The sequence below is a fragment of the Mitsuaria sp. GD03876 genome (assembly GCF_029840635.1).
In the GTDB taxonomy this organism is placed as follows: Bacteria; Pseudomonadota; Gammaproteobacteria; order Burkholderiales; family Burkholderiaceae_C; genus Roseateles.
Map to the genome: position 1 here is coordinate 105,605 of NZ_JAOCCU010000006.1, position 17,788 is coordinate 123,392.

Annotated in this window: 16 protein-coding genes; 13 read left to right on the top strand and 3 right to left on the bottom strand. The window is 72.4% G+C overall.

All coding sequences use genetic code 11. From position 1 onward, the window contains the following. The first annotated feature begins 253 nt into the window (after positions 1 to 253). The 5 genes from N5D62_RS05870 to N5D62_RS05890 all read left to right on the top strand — a co-directional run bounded on the left by N5D62_RS05870 (position 254) and on the right by N5D62_RS05890 (position 5,097). Positions 254 to 2,353: an ATP-binding protein gene (locus N5D62_RS05870; protein ID WP_279756721.1), complete on the top strand. Its 2,100-nt coding sequence runs from the start codon at positions 254 to 256 to the stop codon at positions 2,351 to 2,353. Further along, positions 2,350 to 3,006 (top strand): response regulator, encoded by a 657-nt coding sequence (locus tag N5D62_RS05875; protein WP_279756722.1) that lies wholly within the window; start codon positions 2,350 to 2,352, stop codon positions 3,004 to 3,006. Before N5D62_RS05870 ends, N5D62_RS05875 begins: the two co-directional genes overlap by 4 nt. 28 nt (positions 3,007 to 3,034) lie before the next feature. Beyond that, positions 3,035 to 4,009 (top strand): thiamine-phosphate kinase, encoded by a 975-nt coding sequence (thiL, locus tag N5D62_RS05880; protein WP_279756771.1) that lies wholly within the window; start codon positions 3,035 to 3,037, stop codon positions 4,007 to 4,009. Further along, entirely contained in the window at positions 4,006 to 4,527 is a 522-nt protein-coding gene (locus N5D62_RS05885; protein ID WP_279756723.1) for a phosphatidylglycerophosphatase A, read from the top strand. The genes thiL and N5D62_RS05885 overlap by 4 nt, the downstream gene beginning before the upstream one ends. Before the next feature lie 69 nt (positions 4,528 to 4,596). Next, a complete protein-coding gene (locus N5D62_RS05890) occupies positions 4,597 to 5,097 on the top strand; it encodes a CinA family protein (RefSeq protein ID WP_279756724.1) in 501 nt (166 codons plus the stop codon). 90 nt (positions 5,098 to 5,187) lie between these two features. Here the strand turns inward: N5D62_RS05890 and N5D62_RS05895 are convergent, their stop codons facing one another. Continuing rightward, positions 5,188 to 7,305 (bottom strand): tetratricopeptide repeat protein, encoded by a 2,118-nt coding sequence (locus N5D62_RS05895; protein ID WP_279756725.1) that lies wholly within the window; start codon positions 7,303 to 7,305, stop codon positions 5,188 to 5,190. A gap of 198 nt (positions 7,306 to 7,503) precedes the next feature. Between N5D62_RS05895 and N5D62_RS05900 the strand changes: the two genes are divergently transcribed. Both N5D62_RS05900 and N5D62_RS05905 read left to right on the top strand, forming a co-directional pair. Beyond that, positions 7,504 to 8,229, top strand: a complete 726-nt coding sequence (locus tag N5D62_RS05900; protein ID WP_279756726.1) for a hypothetical protein — start codon at positions 7,504 to 7,506, stop codon at positions 8,227 to 8,229. A gap of 58 nt (positions 8,230 to 8,287) precedes the next feature. Continuing rightward, on the top strand, positions 8,288 to 8,698 hold the full coding sequence (locus tag N5D62_RS05905) for a hypothetical protein (RefSeq protein ID WP_279756727.1): 411 nt from the start codon (positions 8,288 to 8,290) through the stop codon (positions 8,696 to 8,698). 23 nt (positions 8,699 to 8,721) lie between these two features. On the opposite strand, the gene N5D62_RS05910 is transcribed toward N5D62_RS05905, so the two are convergent. Further along, positions 8,722 to 9,021: a type II toxin-antitoxin system RelE/ParE family toxin gene (locus N5D62_RS05910; RefSeq protein WP_279756728.1), complete on the bottom strand. Its 300-nt coding sequence runs from the start codon at positions 9,019 to 9,021 to the stop codon at positions 8,722 to 8,724. Then, the gene (locus tag N5D62_RS05915) at positions 9,018 to 9,236 is read right to left on the bottom strand and encodes a type II toxin-antitoxin system ParD family antitoxin (RefSeq protein WP_279756729.1); all 219 of its coding nucleotides are present in this window, start codon (positions 9,234 to 9,236) and stop codon (positions 9,018 to 9,020) included. The genes N5D62_RS05910 and N5D62_RS05915 overlap by 4 nt, the downstream gene beginning before the upstream one ends. A gap of 422 nt (positions 9,237 to 9,658) precedes the next feature. Here N5D62_RS05915 and N5D62_RS05920 point away from each other — a divergent pair, with 422 nt between their 5' ends. From N5D62_RS05920 to N5D62_RS05945, 6 genes are read left to right on the top strand one after another with little or no spacing between them, the layout of a single operon-like run. Next, on the top strand, positions 9,659 to 9,853 hold the full coding sequence (locus N5D62_RS05920) for a hypothetical protein (protein ID WP_279756730.1): 195 nt from the start codon (positions 9,659 to 9,661) through the stop codon (positions 9,851 to 9,853). Positions 9,854 to 9,910: 57 nt separating this feature from the next. Beyond that, positions 9,911 to 11,095 carry an efflux RND transporter periplasmic adaptor subunit gene (locus tag N5D62_RS05925; RefSeq protein ID WP_279756731.1) on the top strand — a complete coding sequence of 395 codons (1,185 nt, stop codon included), beginning with the start codon at positions 9,911 to 9,913 and terminating at the stop codon, positions 11,093 to 11,095. Further along, on the top strand, positions 11,088 to 14,267 hold the full coding sequence (locus N5D62_RS05930; protein ID WP_279756732.1) for a CusA/CzcA family heavy metal efflux RND transporter: 3,180 nt from the start codon (positions 11,088 to 11,090) through the stop codon (positions 14,265 to 14,267). Before N5D62_RS05925 ends, N5D62_RS05930 begins: the two co-directional genes overlap by 8 nt. After that, positions 14,264 to 15,655, top strand: coding sequence for a TolC family protein (locus N5D62_RS05935; RefSeq protein WP_279756733.1), 1,392 nt, complete (start codon positions 14,264 to 14,266; stop codon positions 15,653 to 15,655). The genes N5D62_RS05930 and N5D62_RS05935 overlap by 4 nt, the downstream gene beginning before the upstream one ends. A gap of 39 nt (positions 15,656 to 15,694) precedes the next feature. Continuing rightward, positions 15,695 to 16,375, top strand: coding sequence for a response regulator transcription factor (locus tag N5D62_RS05940; RefSeq protein WP_279756734.1), 681 nt, complete (start codon positions 15,695 to 15,697; stop codon positions 16,373 to 16,375). After that, positions 16,368 to 17,774 (top strand): ATP-binding protein, encoded by a 1,407-nt coding sequence (locus tag N5D62_RS05945; RefSeq protein WP_279756735.1) that lies wholly within the window; start codon positions 16,368 to 16,370, stop codon positions 17,772 to 17,774. The genes N5D62_RS05940 and N5D62_RS05945 overlap by 8 nt, the downstream gene beginning before the upstream one ends. Positions 17,775 to 17,788: the final 14 nt, after the last annotated feature.

Consider the following 17,788-nt stretch of genomic DNA (forward strand, 5'->3'; position numbering starts at 1 on the left):
GGGCACTCTTGTGGTTGAAACCGGTCCGCCTTCGGAGGGCGGGTCGGCGATTGTAGGAGTCCGACCCGGCGGCGACAGTGCGGACTATGCGTATGCTGCATGTCGGCCAGGCCGCAGGGGCATACGCGGAAACGCGCATCGGACGGGGCTTTCGCGGCGCCATACTGCCTGCCCCGCCCGCGCGCGAGACGCGTGCGGGCGAACCTTTCAAGCGGCTTTCACGTCGCGTTCACGCCGAGCTTCTCCCCCCGCCATGCTGTCCGCCTCTTCCCCACCCCTGGCGCCGGGCGCGCGGCCGCGGCGCTGGCGCCGCGCGCTGCTGTGGGGCACGCTGGTCGCGCTGCTGCTGATCGCGCAGTCGCTGCTGCTGTCGCTGACGCTGAGCCACGAGGCCGCGCGGGCGCAGGAGGCCTCCGACCTCGCCGCGGCCGAGGTGACCGCGCGCGCCAAGCAGCTGATCGGCCGCGACCTGCAGGGCCTGCAAGGGCTGATGTGGGCCGAGGACGACGACTGGCGCGGCAACGCCGCGGCGCTGCTGCGCCAGACGCGCGTGCTGCTGCGCATCGAGCTGCGCGACGCCGAGCGCCAGGTGCGCCGTGCCGTCGACACGCCGTATGCGCCGCCGCTGTTCTCGACGCTGTCGCGCGAGCAGCTGCAGATCGAGACCGAGCTCGCCTGCATCGCCGCGCTGCGCCAGGGCACGCCGCTGTTCTCGCGCTCGTACTTCGTGCCGGGGCCGGGTGGCGACGGGCTGGAGGTCGCCGACCTGTGCCTGCCGCGCGTGCGCGCCGGCGAGCCGCGCTCCTACGTCGTGGCGACGATGGGACTGCGGCCGCTGCTGGAGGAATCGGTCTCGCAGGAGCAGGCGCGGCGTTTCGAGATGTCCTTCGTGGAAGGCGACGGCACGCGGCTGGCGCGCACCGGCCTGACGCGCGGCAGCGGCTTCTACCTGACCGAGCGGCTGCTCGACCTGCCGGGCCTGAGCCTGCAGCTGCGCGTGGACAACGCCACCGGCCGGCCGCAGCTGATCCCGAACCTGGCCACGGCGCTGGTGATCGGCTTGTCGATGGCGCTGTTCGCGCTGGTCATCGTGCTGGCGCGCGACACCCGCAAGCGCGCGCAGGCGGAACATGCGCTGGCGGAGTCGCTGGCGTTCCGCCAGGCGATGGAGAACTCGCTGATCACCGGGCTGCGCGCGCGCGACCTGGACGGCAACATCAGCTACGTGAATCCGGCGTTCTGCGCGATGGTCGGTTATCCGGCCGAGGAGGTCGTGGGCACCGGCCGGCCGCCGCACGCGCCGCCGTACTGGCCGCCGGAGTTCGTCGACGAATACTGGCGCCGCCACCACGACCGCGAAGCCCGATGGGAAGCGGGCCTGCCGCCGCGCGAGGGCTTCGAGACCGTCTTCGCGCGCAGCACCGGCGAGCGCTTCCCGGTGATGATCTACGAGGCGCCGCTGCTGAACGCCGAAGGCCAGCAGACCGGCTGGATGAGCGCGGTGCTGGACCTCAGCGCGCAGCGCAAGGTCGAGGAGCTCTCGCGCCAGCAGTCGGACCGGCTGCAGGCGACGGCGCGCCTGGCCACGGTGGGCGAGATGGCCTCGCTGCTGAGCCATGAGCTGAACCAGCCGCTGGCGGCGATCGCCAGCTACGCGACCGCGTCGATCAACCTGATGGTGCGCGAGGCCGACGATCCGCAGACGCCGGCGATGGTGCGCCAGGCGGTGACCCGCATCGCCGAGCAGGCCGAGCGCGCCGGCCGCGTCATCAAGAGCGTGCACGACTTCGTGCGCCGGCGCGAGGCGGCGCGCGAGTGGGTCAACGTCGAGCAGCTGCTGGACGCGGTGCTGCCGCTGATCCGGCTGCAGGCGCGCAAGAGCGGCGCGCGCATCGAGATGGACGTGCCGCGCGGCCTGCCGCGGGTGCGCTGCGACCGCACGATGGTCGAGCAGGTGCTGCTGAACCTGACCCGCAACGCGATCCAGGCGATGGACGGCCCGACGCCGCTGGCCGATCGCGCGCTGGTGCTGCGCGTGCGGCGGCTGCAGCCCAAGTGGCTGAGTTTCGCGGTGATCGACCATGGGCCCGGCATCCCGGCGGAGGTCGCGCGCCAGCTGTTCACGCCGTTCTTCACGACCCGCACCGAGGGCATGGGCCTGGGCCTGAGCCTGTGCCGCACGGTGGTCGAGCAGCACGGCGGCGCGATGGACTTCGACAGCCGCGTCGCGCCCGCCTCGCCCACCGGCACCGAGTTCCGCTTCAGCCTGCCGTGCGAGGATGCGCCCGGCGCCGCGGGCCGACCCGGGGCCGACCGCTTGCCCGTCACTGGATCAGGAGAGTCCTCCGCATGAAGCCGCAGTCCCTGCCGATGGTCTACCTCGTCGACGACGAGGAGGTGGTGCGCGACGCGCTCGCGTGGTTGCTGCGTTCGCGCCGGCTGCTGTCCGAAGGCTTCGGCAGCGCCGAGTCGTTCGAGTCGATGCTGGACGCGCTGCCGCGCGCCGGACGGGACTGGCCGTCGGCGCCGAGCTGCCTGCTGCTGGACGTGCGCATGCCCGGCATGAGCGGGCTGGCGCTGTTCGAGCGGCTCATCGAGCGCGGCCTGCTGCAGACGCTGCCGGTGATCTTCCTGACCGGCCACGGCGACGTGCCGACGGCGGTCGCGGCGGTGAAGCAGGGCGCGTACGACTTCGTCGAGAAGCCGTTCTCGGACAACGCGCTGGTGGACCGCGTCGAGCAGGCGCTGGCGCAGAGCGCCGAGGCGATCGCCGCGCGCGACACCAAGGCGGCGCTGGGCTCGCGCGTGGGCGAGCTCACCGAGCGCGAGCGCGAGGTGATGCAGCTGGTCGTGCAGGGCCTGCCCAACAAGCTGATCGCCGACCAGCTCAACATCAGCGTGCGCACGGTGGAAGTGCACCGCGCGCGGGTGTTCGAGAAGATGGACGTGAAGTCCGCGGTGGAGCTCTCCAACCTGCTGCGCGGCGACAATGCCGCCCATGGGTGAATCTTCCGAATCGCAGGACCGCCGGCCGCTGGGCGAGTTCGACCTGATCGACCGGTATTTCGGCCGCGGCGCGCGCGCCGGACGGACCGAGGGCGGCGCGGTCGCGCTGGGCATCGGCGACGACTGCGCGGTGCTCGCGCCGACGCCGGGCCACCAGTGGCTGGTCACGGCGGACATGCTGGTCGAGGGCCGGCACTTCCTGTCGACGGTGTCGCCGCGGCGGCTGGGCCACAAGGCGCTGGCGGTCAACCTCAGCGACCTCGCGGCCTGCGGCGCGTCGCCGAAGGCCTTCTTCCTGTCGCTGGCGCTGCCGCGCGTCGACGAGGCCTTCCTGGCGGGCTTCGCGCAGGGGCTGTTCGAGCTCGCGGACGCGCACGGCATCGTGCTGGCCGGCGGCGACACGACCGCCGGTCCGCTCAACATCAACATCACCGCGATGGGCGAGGTGCCCGCCGGCCAGGCGCTGCTGCGCTCGGGCGCGCGCGCGGGCGACGAGGTCTGGGTCAGCGGCACGATCGGCGACGCGCGGCTGGCGCTGGAGGTGTTCCGCGGCACGCTGTCGCTGAGCGCCACGCAGTTCGACGAGGCCCGCCGGCGGATGGAGCTGCCCGAGCCGCGCGTCGCGCTCGGCCGCGCGCTGCGCGGCATCGCCACCAGCGCGGTCGATGTCTCCGACGGACTGGCCGGTGACATCGGCCATGTGCTCAAGCGCTCGAACGTCGGCGCGACGCTGCGCCTGGCGGACCTGCCGCGCTCGGCGGTGCTCGGCGCGATGCCCGAGGACGTCCAGCAGCTGTGCCTGCTGAGCGGCGGCGACGACTACGAACTCGTCTTCACCGCGCCGGCCGACGCCCGCGAGCGGGTGCTGGCGGCGGGCCGCGAGGCCGGCACGCCGGTCTACCGGGTCGGCACCGTCGACGAGGCCCCCGGCCTGCGCGTCGTCGACGGCGCGGGCCGCCCGCTGCAGGGCGCGCTGCAGGGCTTCGACCACTTCAAGACATGAGCGCGGTGCGTCCGACCTTCGGTTTCATGGCGCGGCATCCGGCCCACTGGATCGCGATGGGCTTCGGCAGCGGGCTGTCGCCGCGCGCGCCGGGCACGGCGGGCACGCTGTGGGGCTGGGCCGCGTTCGCGGTGCTGAACCTGTGGCTGACGCCGCTGCAATGGGGCCTGCTGATCGCCGCGAGCATCCCGGTGGGCTGGTGGGCCTCGACGGTGACCGCGCGGCACCTGCGGACCTGCGACCCCGGCTCGGTCGTGTGGGACGAGATCGTCGCCATCTGGATCATCCTGTGGCTGCTGTCGCCGGCGGGCTTCTGGTGGCAGCTGGCGGCCTTCGGCGTGTTCCGCTATTTCGACGCCGCCAAGCCCGGGCCGGTGCGCTGGGCCGACGGGCTGTTCAAGATCGAGCCCGGCCAGCCGGTGACGGCGTGGCAAGGCTTCGGGATCCTGTTCGACGACCTGGTCGCGGCCGGATGTACGCTCCTGGTGTTGGCCGGCGCGCGCGCGCTGCTGCACTGACGCCGCCTTCCCCCCGCCTGCCGCCCGGCCGGTCCATCGGTTCCCAGATCCATCGACGAGGAGATCCCCATGCTGTTTCCCGACGACTCCGAACTGATCGAACGCATCGCCCTGGCGCTGATCCAGCGCAAGGAACGCATGGGCACGGCGGAGTCCTGCACCGGCGGGCTGATCGCGGCGGCCTGCACCAGCCTGGCCGGCTCGAGCCAGTGGTTCGAGCGCGGCGTGGTGAGCTACAGCAACGAGGCCAAGACCGAGCTGCTGGGCGTGCCGGCCGCGCTGATCGGGCTGCATGGCGCGGTCAGCGGCGAGGTCGCCGAGCAGATGGCCCGCGGGCTGCTGGCGCATGCGCCGGTGGACTGGGCGATCGCGGTGACCGGCGTGGCCGGGCCGGGCGGCGGGACCGAGTCCAAGCCGGTCGGCACGGTGTGGCTGGCGTTGCTGCATGGCCGCCAGCGCATCCGGGTGTGGAAGGAGCTGTTCACCGGCGACCGGCACTCGGTGCGCGCGCAGACGGTGCGCGCCGGCCTCGAGGCGCTGTGCGACGCGCTCGAGGACCGCGACTCCTGATCGACATCCGCCCGTCGATGCCCGGCCGTGACGCTGGCCGCGTGCCGGCGGGCGGCCGGTCCGGCCGCGGACCCGGCGGCTGACGCCGCGTCAGGTGACGCGGACATCCTCGTCCGCGAGGCCGTCGAGGCGGCGGCGGTGGAGCTGCTCCAGTCCCGCCTCGAGGTGCCTCGTGAAGGCCGGCGCGTCGAAGAGCCGGCCCGTGGCCGCCGCTTCGGCGACGCCCTCGCGGATCCGGCGGTATGTCGCCGGCTCGGTCGCCATCGCCACCGCCTTGGCCACGTAGTCCGCGGCATCCGACGCGATCAGTTCCTCCTGGCCGAGCGCCGCGAGCACGCTCGTCGCCATGCGCGCGGCGAAGCTCCGGCCGGGCAGCGTCAGCACCGGCAGGCCCATCCAGAGCGCGTCGCTGGCGGTCGTGCCGGCGTTGTAGGGCAGCGTGTCCAGGAAGAGATCGGCCAGCGACAGCCGCGCCAGGTACTGCTCGCGCGAGCCGCGTGCCGAGAAGACGATCCGCTCCGAGGCCACGCCGTGCGCGACGGCATGCGCGCGCAGGTTCGTCGCGGCGGCGGCATCCTCCTCCAGCACCCACAGCACCGAGTCCGGCGCCCCGCGCAGGATCTCGGCCCAGCGCGCGAATTGCTCCAGGACGATCTTGCAGGGGTTGTTGAAGCAGCAGAACACGAACGCGTCCGCCGGCAGGCCGACGTCGGCGCGGGTCAGCCCCGTGGCGGGGCGGGGACGCTGGCGGTCGTTGGCCTGGTACCAGGGCAGCGACAACAGGCGCTCGTCGTAAAAGGGGCGGGCCTCGGCGGGGATCAGGACGTCATCGGCGATCAGGTAGTCGTAGACCGTCGTGCCCGAGGTTCCGAGGTAGCCGAAGTACAGCAGCTGGATCGGCGCGAGCCGCGCGGCGAACAGGCCGCTGCGGGCGCCCTGCGTGAAACCGGTCAGGTCGATGGCGATGTCGATCTCCAGCCCGCGGCACAGCGCGACGACCTGCTCGTCGCCCAGCCGCTCGACATCGTGGAACGCGTCGAACGCGGCGCGCAGGCGCTGCTGCATCGGGTCGTCCTTGGGCGAGCCGTAGTTGATCGCGACGACCTCGAAGCGCTCGCGGTCGTGCAGCTCGATGACCTCGGCGATCAGGTAGGAGACCGGATGGGACTTGAAGTCCTTGGACACGTAGGCGACCTTGAGCCGCGGCGTGTCGCGCGAGGGCAGCGGCGCGACGGCCTCGCGCGGCGCTCGGGCGTCGGGACTCGCCATCCAGACGCGGGAAGCGGCCTGCTGGGTCGCCGGGTCGTCGCTGAGCGTCTGCAGCACCAGCGGCTGCATCACGCGCCGGCCGAGGTGGATGTCGCGCGTGAAGGCGGCCAGCCGGGTGTCGAAGTCCGTCCAGTCGAACAGATGCATCGCGGTGTACTGCCGGATGCCGGGCAGCCAGGCGAGGTCCGGCTTGATCGCCAACGCGCGGTCGAAGTCGGACAGCGCCTCGGAGAAGCGGCGGTTCAGCAGCAGCAGGTTGCCGCGGTTGTTCAGCCCGTCCAGGTGGCGCGGGTCGAGCGCGACGGCGGCGTTGAAGGCGGCGAAGGCGTCGTCGGCCCGGCCGATCTCCTTCAGGAACAGGCCGCGCTGGTTGTGGGCGTCGGGGCTGGCGGGAAAACGGGTCGCCAGGTCCGCCAGCGCGGCCAGCGCTTCGGCGGTCCGGCCGGCGTCGATCAGCGTGCTGATGCGTTCCTGGATCGGCTGGGGATTGCCGGGCAGGGCGGCGTCCGCGCAGTCGAAGGCGACCAGCGCGGCGTCCTCGGCACCGAGCCGCCGGTAGGTCGCGCCCAGCCCGAGGAAGGCCAGGCCGTGGCCGCCGTCCAGCGTCAACGCGCGCTCGAAGGCGTCGACCGCCTCGTTCAACTGGCCGGATTCGCGCAGCGCGGTGCCGAGGTTGAAGTGGAGGTCGGCGCGGTCCGGCTGCAGCCGGGTGGCGATCGTGAAGCAGGAGGCGGCGCCCTGCCAGTTGCCGCCCTGCGTCATCACCGCGCCCAGGCGCAGGTAGGGGCGCCAGTCGTCGGGGAACTGCTGCGTGGCGGCGTACAGCGTGCGCATCGCGCCGTCGAGGTCGCCCTGGCGTTGCTGGCGTTGCCCGGTCTCGAGCAGGGCGTCGGCGCGCCGGCCGGCGCCGCCGCCGGGACGCGAGGTCTTGGAATTCATGTCAACAGCCCTTCCCGGCGCTCGGCGGTGCCGGATCCGGCGCGACGTTAACGCATTGGCACACATTGCCGGGCCGTCGGCGGCCGGGACGGGGCGGGAATAGCCAAGAGTCATTTGCGCGGCCGGGGCGGGGCGGGCAGGATGGCGCGATTGCCGGCGGGCCGTCGCCCCGCCGCGCGCACCCAAGGAGGGTTTCTCATGGCTCACGCCGTTCTTGCGGGTCCGCTCGGGATGGACACGCGCCAGACCATCACCGACGAAGGCACCGGGCTGCTCAGCCCCTCGCCCCGGCCGGGGCCGGTGGGGATGGACACGCCCTCGGGCGAGAACTGGACGCTGGAGGCGCCCGGCGTGCCGCCCCAGATGCGGCCGTTCACGCCGTCCAAGCCGGCCGTGCCGGCGGTGACGCCTGACGGCGAGTCCCGGCCGCTGACCTCCGGCGAGATCGCCATGGCGCGCCTGATCTTCAAGGACTCGATCGACTACAACCAGGTCCGGGTGCACCGGGAGGAGTACCTGCCCTTCGGGCTGCAGAACGACGACACCGCGATGACGCCCAACGGCGAGATGTACTTCAACCCGAAGCGGTTCAAGGAGGACTTCTCGAAGGAGGCCAACTGGCTCAAGCACTGGTACATGCACGAGATGGTGCATGTGTGGCAGCACCAGCTGGGCTACTGGGTGCGACTGCGGGGCGCCATCCGGATCGGGCTGGGCTACGACTACGAGCTGAAGTCGGGCACGACGCTGGGCGACTACAACATGGAGTCGCAAGGGGATCTGCTGTCGGACTACTACGCGCTGAAGTACCTGAACGATCCGGACGCGATGATCCAGAAGCAGTTCGCCAATCAATTGCCACTTTTCGAAGAGGTGCTGGATGCCTTCCTCAAGAACCCCGCGGACAAGAAGAACCTCCCTTGAAGGGGCGGTCGCGCTGGCGCTGTGCGCCGCGCTGAACAGCGCCTGCGCGATGTCCCGGATGGGCGACGCGGAGGTGCTGGAGAAGGACGGCCAGCCGTGTTTCGTGGTGCCGGCCAAGGAGCTGTCGCGCGGGCCGAACGTGCGGGTGCAGGCGGTGTCGGTCGGCGACCAGTCGGCCAAGCCGGTGGTCACGGTGTGGAAGGCGCCGATCGATCCGCCGGCCACGCCGAGTTCGCTCGCCAATTGCGTCGCCTATGGGCAGTTGCCGTCCCGGCCAGGCGACCCACCGGCGGCGGAACTGCAGACCGGCAAGGTCTACGAGGTCTACCTCAATGGGCGCTCGTCGGATTCGTCGGATCCCACGCGGGGATACACCGCGAAGTTCTGCTTCGTCGCCAATGGCGCCGGCAGAAAACTGGTGCAGGTGACCTACCCCTCGCGCGCGTGGGACGAGGGCGTCTGCCGCTGAATGCAGGTCATCTGCAAGCTCGGTCATTCATTGAATAGCCTCTCGATGTCCTGCGACGAATGAACGATGCGGTGGACATCGACGCAGGCAGCTTCGATGTCGATGGAGTAATAGATCGCGTAGCGGCCATGCAGCCGGCGGCGCACATCGGGATGCTGGGGGAGGCGGGCGAATGGGAACGAGCTCGCCATGGTGGACAGGCCGTCCGCCTTGATGCCGAGCTCGGCGACAAACGACTCGGCGCGTCCGGGGTTGTCCCTGGCGATGTACAAGCCGATTGTTCGGAGATCACGCTTCGCCTCCGGGAGGAGGCGAACGATCATTTCCTGGCGTTCCCCATTGCGCGGATCTCCGCGATCAGCGGGCCGACGACCGCCTGGACGGATTCGCCTTCACCGGCCGCGGCGGCGGCCTTGCTCCTCGCGATCGAGTCCTGGAACTCGTTCAGCGTCGCCTCTCGCCACCCGCGCAATTCCTCGCTCTCACGCAGCACCTGCGTGCGCGACGCATACCTTCCGCTTTCGATCAGATCCAGCACGATGGCCTCCAGGTCGGGTCCCAAATCTGCGTGAATCATCTCGAGCGTTCCGTCGGAAGGAAATCGCATCGTAGGGGGTGACCCCCTCCCCAACAAGCGGGCCCCCTTGCCGCGAAGTTGTTCGCACAGGTCGGTGTTCGCGCGACACCTGACCCCCTTCCGAGCCGCGAAAGACCGCGCCGGCCTGCCCGGAAGTTCAGGAAACCTTCAGGCACCCCCTCGTACTCTGACGCCCGTCTCGTCGCCACGGCGAGCCGGCCTTCCCCACCACCCAGGAGCGTTCATGGATCCCGACCCTAGTCCCCGACGTCCCGCGGCCCCAGCCGCCCCGACCCTTTCCTCGCATTCATCGCGAGCGACGTCCGACCGGATCCTCCGCGCCTGAGCGCGAGGGGCCGCGGCCGTCGCCGCCGGAGCCCCTCATGCTGAACTTCCTCACCCGCTTCCCGCGCCGCGACACGCTGCGCGACCTGGTCGACCTCGCCGTGGCGCGCCGCCGCGCCCGCCGCACCGCCGCCCTGATGGACCTCCACGGTCCCCACGAGACCCACGCGCCGTACCACGCGCCCGCACCGCGCCGCCCGCTGCAAGGGCTGCTCGTGCCGCTCGGCGACTGACCGCCGGCTCGTTCCCCCTTCCTCCCTCTTCCTCCCCCTTCCTTCGGAGAACCCCTCATGAGGACCCTCCTCAGGCCCCGTCGCGCGTCGACGAGTCCACGCCCACGCCCGCGCCCGCTCGCCCTGGCGTCCTCGCTCGTCCTCGCGCCGCTGCTGTCGCTGACGCTCGGCGGCTGCGACGGCGAAGCCGCCCAGGCCGACCCGCTGTCCGCCGCGCCGGGCGCCGCGGCCACGCTGCGCCACGAGGGCGCCGAGGTCGTCGTGCCCGAGCGCTCGCCGCTGCGCGAGCGGCTCGTCGTCGCCGCGGTGCAGCGCCGCGCGGTCGAGCAGCCGATCACCGCGCCCGGCGCGATCGAGGCGCTGCCGGATCACCTCGCGCGCATCACGCCGCCGGTCAGCGGCCGCATCGAGCAGCTGCATCGCGCCCTCGGCGACGCGGTGCGCGCGGGCGACGTGCTGGTCACGCTCGCCTCGGCCGACCTGAGCGCGGCCCGCGGCGACGCCGCCAAGGCCCGCGACGCCGCCGCCCAGGCGCGCCGCGACCTCGACCGCCAGCAGTTGCTCCTGGACGCCGGCATCGCCGCGCGCAAGGACCTCGAGGCCGCGCAGCTCGCGAGCGCCCAGGCCGAGAACGACCTGCGCACGGCGCAAGCCAAGCTCGCGCAACTGGGCGCCGGCGAGACCGAGGGCCGGCGCCTGGTGGTGCGCGCGCCGCTGGCCGGCCGCGTCATCGAGATGAGCGCCGCGCCAGGCGGCTACTGGAACGACATCAACGCGCCGCTGATGACCGTGGCCGATCTGAGCCAGGTCTCGCTGACGGCCGCGGTGCCGGAGAAGGACCTGGCGCAGGTGTTCGTCGGCCAGCGCGCGCAGGTGCGCCTGAACGCCTATCCCGACGCGCCGCGCGAGGGCACCGTGCGCTACCTCGGCGAGGTGCTCGACACCGACACCCGCACCGTCAAGGTCCGCTTGATCCTGGACAACGCCGACGGCCGCCTGCGCCCCGGCATGTTCGCCAAGGTGCTCTTCGCCGGCCCGTCGCACGAGGCCCCGGTCGTGCCGGCCTCCGCGCTGCTGCAGAACGGCCTGTTCACCCGCGTCTACGTCGAGCGCGCGCCCGGCCGCTACGCCGCCCGCGACGTCACCGTCGGCGCGGCGCTGGGCGACGCGGTCGAGATCCTGTCCGGCCTGAAGCCGGGCGAGCGCGTCGTCGTGCGCGAGGGAGTGCTGCTCAATGATTGAACGCCTCGTCCGCCTGTGCTTCGAGCGCCGCGGCATCGTCTGGCTGGTGTTCGTGTTCGCCGCGCTCTACGGCGTGCACAGCTTCCGGCAGCTGCCGCTGGAGGCCTATCCCGACATCGCCGACGTCACCTCGCAGATCGTCACCCAGGTCAACGGCCTGGCCGCCGAGGAGGTCGAGCAGCAGATCACCATCCCCATCGAGCGCGCGCTGCTGGGCACGCCCGGCATGCAGGTGCTGCGCACGCGCAGCCTGTTCGGGCTGTCGCTGGTGACGGTGGTGTTCCAGGACGGCGTCGAGGGCTACTGGTCGCGCGAGCGGCTGCAGGAGCGCCTGTCCGACCTCACCTTGCCCTACGGCGCCAAGCCGGGCCTGGACCCGTACACCTCGCCCACCGGCGAGATCTACCGCTACACGCTCGAGAGCCCGACCCGCGGCCTGCGCGAGCTGTCCGAGCTGCAGACCTGGACCGTCATCCCGCGCCTGAAGAAGGTCGCGGGCGTCGTGGACGTCACCAACTTCGGCGGGCTGACCACGCAGTTCATGCTGGAGCTCGATCCCGCGCGCCTGACGCAGTACGGCCTGACGCTGAGCCAGGTGGTCGACGCGATCAACGCCAACAACACCAGCGGCGGCGGCAGCGTCGTCGACCGCGGCGAGCAGACCTACGTCGTGCGCGGCGTGGGCCTGCTGACCTCGCTGCGCGACATGGGGCACGTCGTGGTGAAGAGCACCGGCGGCGTGCCGGTGCTGGTCGAGGACCTGGGCCGGCTGCGCTACGGCAACGTCGAGCGCCGCGGCATCCTCGGCAAGGACCGCAACGGCGACACGATCGAGGGCATCGTGCTGCTGCTCAAGGAAACCAACCCGTCGCGCACGCTCGACGGGTTGCACGCGGCCGTGGCCGAACTCAACGGCGGGCTGCTGCCCGGCGACGTCAAGGTCGTGCCCTACCTGGACCGCTCGACGCTGATCGACACCACGGCGCGCACCGTCGGCCACACGATGGTGGAGGGCATGGTCGTCGTCACGCTGGTGCTGCTGCTGTTCCTGGGCAGCCCGCGCGCGGCGCTGGTCGTGGCGGTGACGATCCCGCTGGCGCTGTTGTCCGCGTTCATCTTCATGCACCACGCGAAGGTGCCGGCCAACCTGCTGTCGCTGGGCGCGATCGACTTCGGCATCCTGGTCGACGGCGCGGTCGTGGTCGTCGAGCACCTGTTGCGCCGCCGCGAGCGCGAGGCGGGCCGGGCGCTGACGCCGGGCGACGCGATCGCGGCCACGCTGCAGGTGGCGCGGCCGATCTTCTTCGGCATGGCGGTGATCGCCGCCGCCTACCTGCCGCTGTTCGCCTTCGAGCGCATCGAATACAAGCTGTTCAGCCCGATGGCCTACGCAGTCGGCGCGGCGCTGGTGGGCGCGCTGCTGGTCGCGCTGGTGTTGACGCCGGCGCTGGCCTGGCTGGCGTTCCGACGGCCGCGGCCCGCGGTCCGCAATCGGCCGCTCGAGGCGCTGCAGGTCCGTTATGCCGCGTTCCTCGACCGCGCCGTCGGCGCGCGCCGGGGGCTGGCACTGGCGGTGGCCGGCGCGGCGGTGGCGCTGGTGGCGCTCGCCGGCACGATCGGGCGCGACTTCCTGCCCTACCTGGACGAGGGCTCGATCTGGCTCCAGGTGCAGATGCCGCCCGGCATCACGCTGGACAAGGCCGCCGCGATGGCGGACGAGCTGCGCCGCGTCACGCTCGAGTTTCCCGAGGTGTCGCATGTCGTGACGCAGACCGGCCGCAACGACGACGGCACCGACTACTGGACGCCGTCCCACATCGAGGCCAGCGTCGGGCTCAAGCCCTACGACACCTGGACCACGCCCGGCGGCAAGCAGGCGCTGATCCAGCGCCTGAGCGAGCGTTACGCCCGCATGCCGGGCTACGCCGTGTCCTTCATGCAGCCGATGATCGACGGCGTGCAGGACAAGCTGTCCGGCGCGCACAGCGACCTGGTGGTCAAGGTCTTCGGCGACGACCTCGACGAGGGCCGGCGCATCGCGGGCCGCGTGGCCGAGGTGCTGCGCGGCATCCCCGGCGCGGCCGACGTGGCGGTCGACGTCGAGCCGCCGCTGCCCAACCTGCGCATCGACCTGGATCGCGCGGCCGCAGCGCGGCTGGGCATCAACGCGGCCGACGTGGCGCACCTGATCTCGACCGGCATCGGCGGCGCGTCGATCGGGCAGGTCTATGTCGGCGAGAAGAGCTACGACATGACGGTGCGCTTCACGCCGGCGTCGCGCGAGAGCCCGCAGGCGATCGGCGACCTGCGGCTGACCGGCGCCAACGGCGCGCAGGTGCCGCTGTCGGACGTGGCGCGCATCCGCACCACCGTCGGGGAAAGCGTCATCGTCCGCGAGATGGGCGAGCGCCACCTGATCGTGCGGCTCAACACGCGCGGGCGCGACCTGTCGAGCTTCCTGGCGGAGGCCCAGCCGGCGCTGGAGCGCGAGGTCCGCTTCGACCGGCAGCGCTTCCACCTGGCCTGGGGCGGGCAGTTCGAGAACCTGCAGCGCGCGCAGCAGCGCCTGGCGGTGATCCTGCCGCTGACGCTGGGCGTGATGCTGCTGTTGCTGTTCGGCGAGTTCCGCAACCTGCGCCAGCCGCTGCTGGTGCTGGGCGTGGTGCCGCTGGCGATGATCGGCGGCTTCGCCGCGCTGCACCTGCGCGGGATGACGCTGAACGTGTCCAGCGCGGTCGGGTTCATCGCGCTGTTCGGGGTGGCCGTGCTGGGTGGCGTGCTGATGGTGGCGCAGATCAACCGGTTGCGGCAGGTCGACGGGCTGCCGCTGCGCGAGGCGGTGCTCGAGGGCGCGGCCAGCCGCATGCGGCCGGTGCTGATGACGGCGACGGTGGCCGCGTTCGGGCTGACCCCCGCGATGCTGGCCACCGGGCTGGGCAGCGACGTGCAGCGCCCGCTGGCGACGGTGGTCGTCGGCGGGCTGGCGAGCGCGACGCTGCTGACCCTGTTGTTGCTGCCGGCGCTGTACCACTGGATCGAGCGGCGCGTCGAAGCCGCCGCCGCGCGGCGGGCAGCGACCGATACCGCCGACGCCCCCGAAACGCCCGACGCCCGCGGCCGGCACGGCCCGCGCGGCGCCCATGACGACACCGCTCCGGAGACCCTCGCATGAACCGCCTGGTCCGCTATCGCCGTGCCGTGCGCATGGCCCGCCTGGTCCGATTCGCCCGCATCGCCGGACCGATCGCGGCGTCCTGGCTCGCGGCCGCGCTGGCCGCCGCCGCGATTGCGGTGCCCGAGGCGCGTGCCGCCTCATTGGACCCGCTGCCCGGCGACGTCGCGCTCGCGCGCTACCTGGAGGCGGTCGAGCAGACGAGCAACGACCTCGCCGCGCAGCGCGAGGCGGTGACCTCGGCGCGGGCCGGCATCGCCATCGCCGGCCTGCGGCCGGATCCGACGCTGTCGCTGGGCGCCGGGCCGGTCGAGTTCAGCCGGGAGGTCGATCCCAAGCCGCGCCTGGCCCGCAGCGTCGGCCTGTCCTACACCGTCGAGACCGGCGGCAAGCGCGACCGCCGCCTCGACGTCGCCCGCAGCCAGCTGCGCGCCAGCGAGGTCGCGCTGGACGGCGTGCGGCGCCAGGCCTCGGGCGACGCGGCCGCCGCCTTCATCGAGTCCTGCCGCTCCCGCGAGGCGCTGCAGCGGCAGGAGGCCTCGTTGCGGTCGCTGTCCGAGATCGTCCGCGTGAACGAGCAGCGGCATCGGGCCGGCGACCTCGGTGGCCTGGAGCTGCTGCAATCGCGCAATGAGCGCGACCAGTTCCTCGCGACCGTCGTGAAGGCGCGCGCCGACGCGGCGGCGGCGATGGAGGGGCTCTCGGTGCCGCTCGGCCGGCGTTGGCGCGAGGTGTTCGGCGACCAGTTGCCGCTGTGCGCGTTCCATGACGAGCCGCCGCCGCGGGACGTCGACACGCTGGTGACGCAGGCGCTGGACGCGCGGGACGACGTGCTCGGCGCCCGCGCCGCGCTCGACGCCGCGCGCGCCGCCGCCGACCTGACGCGCGCCAACCGCTACGTCGATCCGAACATCAGCCTCAGCTATGGCTACACGCCGCGCGGACGCATCGGCGAGGCCGCGGATGGCTCGCCGACGGCGCCGTCGCCGCGCTCGAACACGCTGTCGCTGTCGCTCTCGGTGCCGATCCCGGTGTCGCGCCTGGCGCGCGGCGACCTGGTCCAGGCCGAGTCCGCGGTCACGCAGGCGATGCTGGGGCTGCGCCAGACCGAGCTCAAGGCGCAGGCGGATGTCCGGGTCACCTTCATGCAGGTCCACGCGGCCTTCGACAACCTGGCCCGCTACCGCGACGCCACGCTGGTCGACGCGGAACGCGTGCTGGCGGGGATGCGGACCTCGTACCAGCACGGCGCGGCGTCGCTGCTGGAGCTGCTGTCGGCGCAGCGTGCGGCCGACGACACCTACCTGGCCTACCTCCAGGCGCGCAGCGACCTGGCGGGCGCGACGGTGCGGCTGCAACTGAGCGTCGGCCGCGCGCCGGCGCCCTGACGACATGCGAGACTGCCGCCGCACGGGAGGAGGGGCGCGATGAGGATTCTGCTGGTCGAGGACGATCGCAAGGCGGCGCGCCTGCTGGCGCGCGGCCTGCGGGAGGAGGGGTTCCTGGTCGACCAGGCCGGGACGATCGCCGAAGCGGACGAGGCGGCCTTCGTCACGACCCACGACCTGATCGTGCTGGACTGGATGCTGCCGGACGGCGACGGCATCGCGCTGTGCCGCACCCTGCGCGAGCGCGGACAGCAGGTGCCGGTGCTGATGCTCACCGCGCGGGACGCGTTGTCGGACCGGGTGACCGGGCTCAACGCCGGGGCGGACGACTACCTGACCAAGCCGTTCGCGTTCGAGGAGCTGCTCGCGCGCATCCGCGCGCTGCTGCGGCGCTCGGAGATGACGCGGCCGCCGGTGCTGAAGGCCGATGACCTGGCGCTCGATCCGGCCTCGCAGCAGGTGACGCGCGGGGGCAAAGTGATCCCGCTGACGCCCAAGGAATTCGCGCTGCTGCAGGCGCTGATGCGCCAGCCCGGCGTGGCCGTCGCCCGGCAACGGCTGGTCGAGCAGATCTGGCAGGGCGATCCGCTGGCGATCGACAACCTGATCGATGCCCACATCAGCAAGCTGCGCCGCAAGATCGATGCGGCCGGCAGCCGGCCGCTGATCGAGACGGTCCGCGGCCACGGCTTCAGGATCCGCGGGGACGACGATGCTTAGCTTCCGCCGCCGGCTGGCGCTGGTGCACGTCGTCGTCGTGACGGCGGTGCTGGCGGTCGCGGCCACGCTGACCTACCTGAGCCTGGTGGCCGCGCTGCGCGACCAGCTCGACGGCGCGCTGCTGGCGCTGGCGGAGCAGGAGGCCAGCATCCTCGCCGCCAATCCCGGCCTGCCGGTGGCGGTGCACGAGGCGGCGAGCGCCGGTGCCGCGCCGCCGTCGTACGCGCGGCTGGACCGGCTGGTGCAGGTCATCGGCGCCGATGGGCGGGTGCTCGCGCGCAGCGCCAACCTGGGCGCGGCGACGCTGCCGAGCGACGGCGTGCTGCTGGCGCGGCTGGCGCGCGGCGAGACGGTGTTCGAGAACCTGGACTTCGGCGACGAGCCGACGCGGCGCGTGTCGGTCCCGGTGCCCGGCGGCCGCGCGCTGACGGTGCAGGTGGCGGGCTCGCTCGACGACGTCGACCACGCGGTGGTGTCCGCGGGCTGGATGTTCCTGGTGATGGGCGTGGTGCTGGTGGTCGTGCTGACGGTGGCGGGGGCGGGGCTCACCGGCCGCGTCTTCGGCGCGGTGGACGATGTCGTGCGGCAGGCCAAGCGGATCGGCGACCGGACCTTGTCGGACCGGCTGCCGCATCCCGGACCCCGCGACGAGATCGGGCGGCTGATCGACACGCTCAACGACATGCTGGGGCGGCTGGAACACGCGTTCGAGGCCCAGCGGCGGTTCACCGCCGACGCGTCGCATGAGTTGAGATCGCCGCTGTCGCGGCTGCGCACGGAGTTGGAGATCACGCTGCGCCGGCCGCGGGAGCCGGAGGAATACGTCGATGCGCTGCGGTCCTGCCTGGACGAGGTGGGGCGGCTGACGACGATGGTGGAGGAACTGCTGACGCTGGCGCGCCTGGATGCCGGGCAAGAGTCCAAGCCTTCGATGCCCGTGGAGATCGCACCGATCCTCGAGGAGGTGGTGCGCCGCGCGAGTGCGGCGGCGCAGCGGCGACGCATCGACCTGCGCGTCGCGTTCGACGCGGCGCACGGGGCGACGGCCGACCTGTCGCGGGAGCTGCTGATGCTGGTGGCGACCAACCTGGTCGACAACGCGCTCAAGTTCGGCGCGGCGGGCGGATCGGTGCTGGTGTCGCTGGACGTGGTCGATGGCGAGGCGGCCTGGTCCGTCGAGGACGACGGCCACGGCATCCCTGAGGAGGAACGCGCGCGCCTGTTCGAGCGCTTCTATCGCGGCGCCGGCGCGCGCGCGGCGGACATCCAGGGAACGGGTCTCGGCCTCGCGCTGTGCGACGCCATCGTGCGCGCCGCGGGTGGACGCATCGAGGTTGGCGTGTCGCGATGGGGCGGTGGCAGGTTCACGGTGAGGCTACCGGTCAACGGCGAGCGGTGACAGCGACTGTGGCC

What these genes read in the sequence shown, in the direction of transcription:
- N5D62_RS05925 (WP_279756731.1), top strand. Translation starts at nt 9,911, where the DNA reads ATGAGGACCCTCCTCAGGCCCCGTCGCGCGTCGACGAGTCCACGCCCA.
- N5D62_RS05945 (WP_279756735.1), top strand. Translation starts at nt 16,368, where the DNA reads ATGCTTAGCTTCCGCCGCCGGCTGGCGCTGGTGCACGTCGTCGTCGTG.
- N5D62_RS05910 (WP_279756728.1), bottom strand. Translation starts at nt 9,021, where the DNA reads ATGATCGTTCGCCTCCTCCCGGAGGCGAAGCGTGATCTCCGAACAATC.
- N5D62_RS05895 (WP_279756725.1), bottom strand. Translation starts at nt 7,305, where the DNA reads ATGAATTCCAAGACCTCGCGTCCCGGCGGCGGCGCCGGCCGGCGCGCC.
- N5D62_RS05885 (WP_279756723.1), top strand. Translation starts at nt 4,006, where the DNA reads ATGAGCGCGGTGCGTCCGACCTTCGGTTTCATGGCGCGGCATCCGGCC.
- N5D62_RS05905 (WP_279756727.1), top strand. Translation starts at nt 8,288, where the DNA reads ATGGGCGACGCGGAGGTGCTGGAGAAGGACGGCCAGCCGTGTTTCGTG.
- N5D62_RS05870 (WP_279756721.1), top strand. Translation starts at nt 254, where the DNA reads ATGCTGTCCGCCTCTTCCCCACCCCTGGCGCCGGGCGCGCGGCCGCGG.
- N5D62_RS05890 (WP_279756724.1), top strand. Translation starts at nt 4,597, where the DNA reads ATGCTGTTTCCCGACGACTCCGAACTGATCGAACGCATCGCCCTGGCG.
- N5D62_RS05940 (WP_279756734.1), top strand. Translation starts at nt 15,695, where the DNA reads ATGAGGATTCTGCTGGTCGAGGACGATCGCAAGGCGGCGCGCCTGCTG.
- N5D62_RS05875 (WP_279756722.1), top strand. Translation starts at nt 2,350, where the DNA reads ATGAAGCCGCAGTCCCTGCCGATGGTCTACCTCGTCGACGACGAGGAG.
- N5D62_RS05930 (WP_279756732.1), top strand. Translation starts at nt 11,088, where the DNA reads ATGATTGAACGCCTCGTCCGCCTGTGCTTCGAGCGCCGCGGCATCGTC.
- N5D62_RS05920 (WP_279756730.1), top strand. Translation starts at nt 9,659, where the DNA reads ATGCTGAACTTCCTCACCCGCTTCCCGCGCCGCGACACGCTGCGCGAC.
- N5D62_RS05900 (WP_279756726.1), top strand. Translation starts at nt 7,504, where the DNA reads ATGGCTCACGCCGTTCTTGCGGGTCCGCTCGGGATGGACACGCGCCAG.
- N5D62_RS05935 (WP_279756733.1), top strand. Translation starts at nt 14,264, where the DNA reads ATGAACCGCCTGGTCCGCTATCGCCGTGCCGTGCGCATGGCCCGCCTG.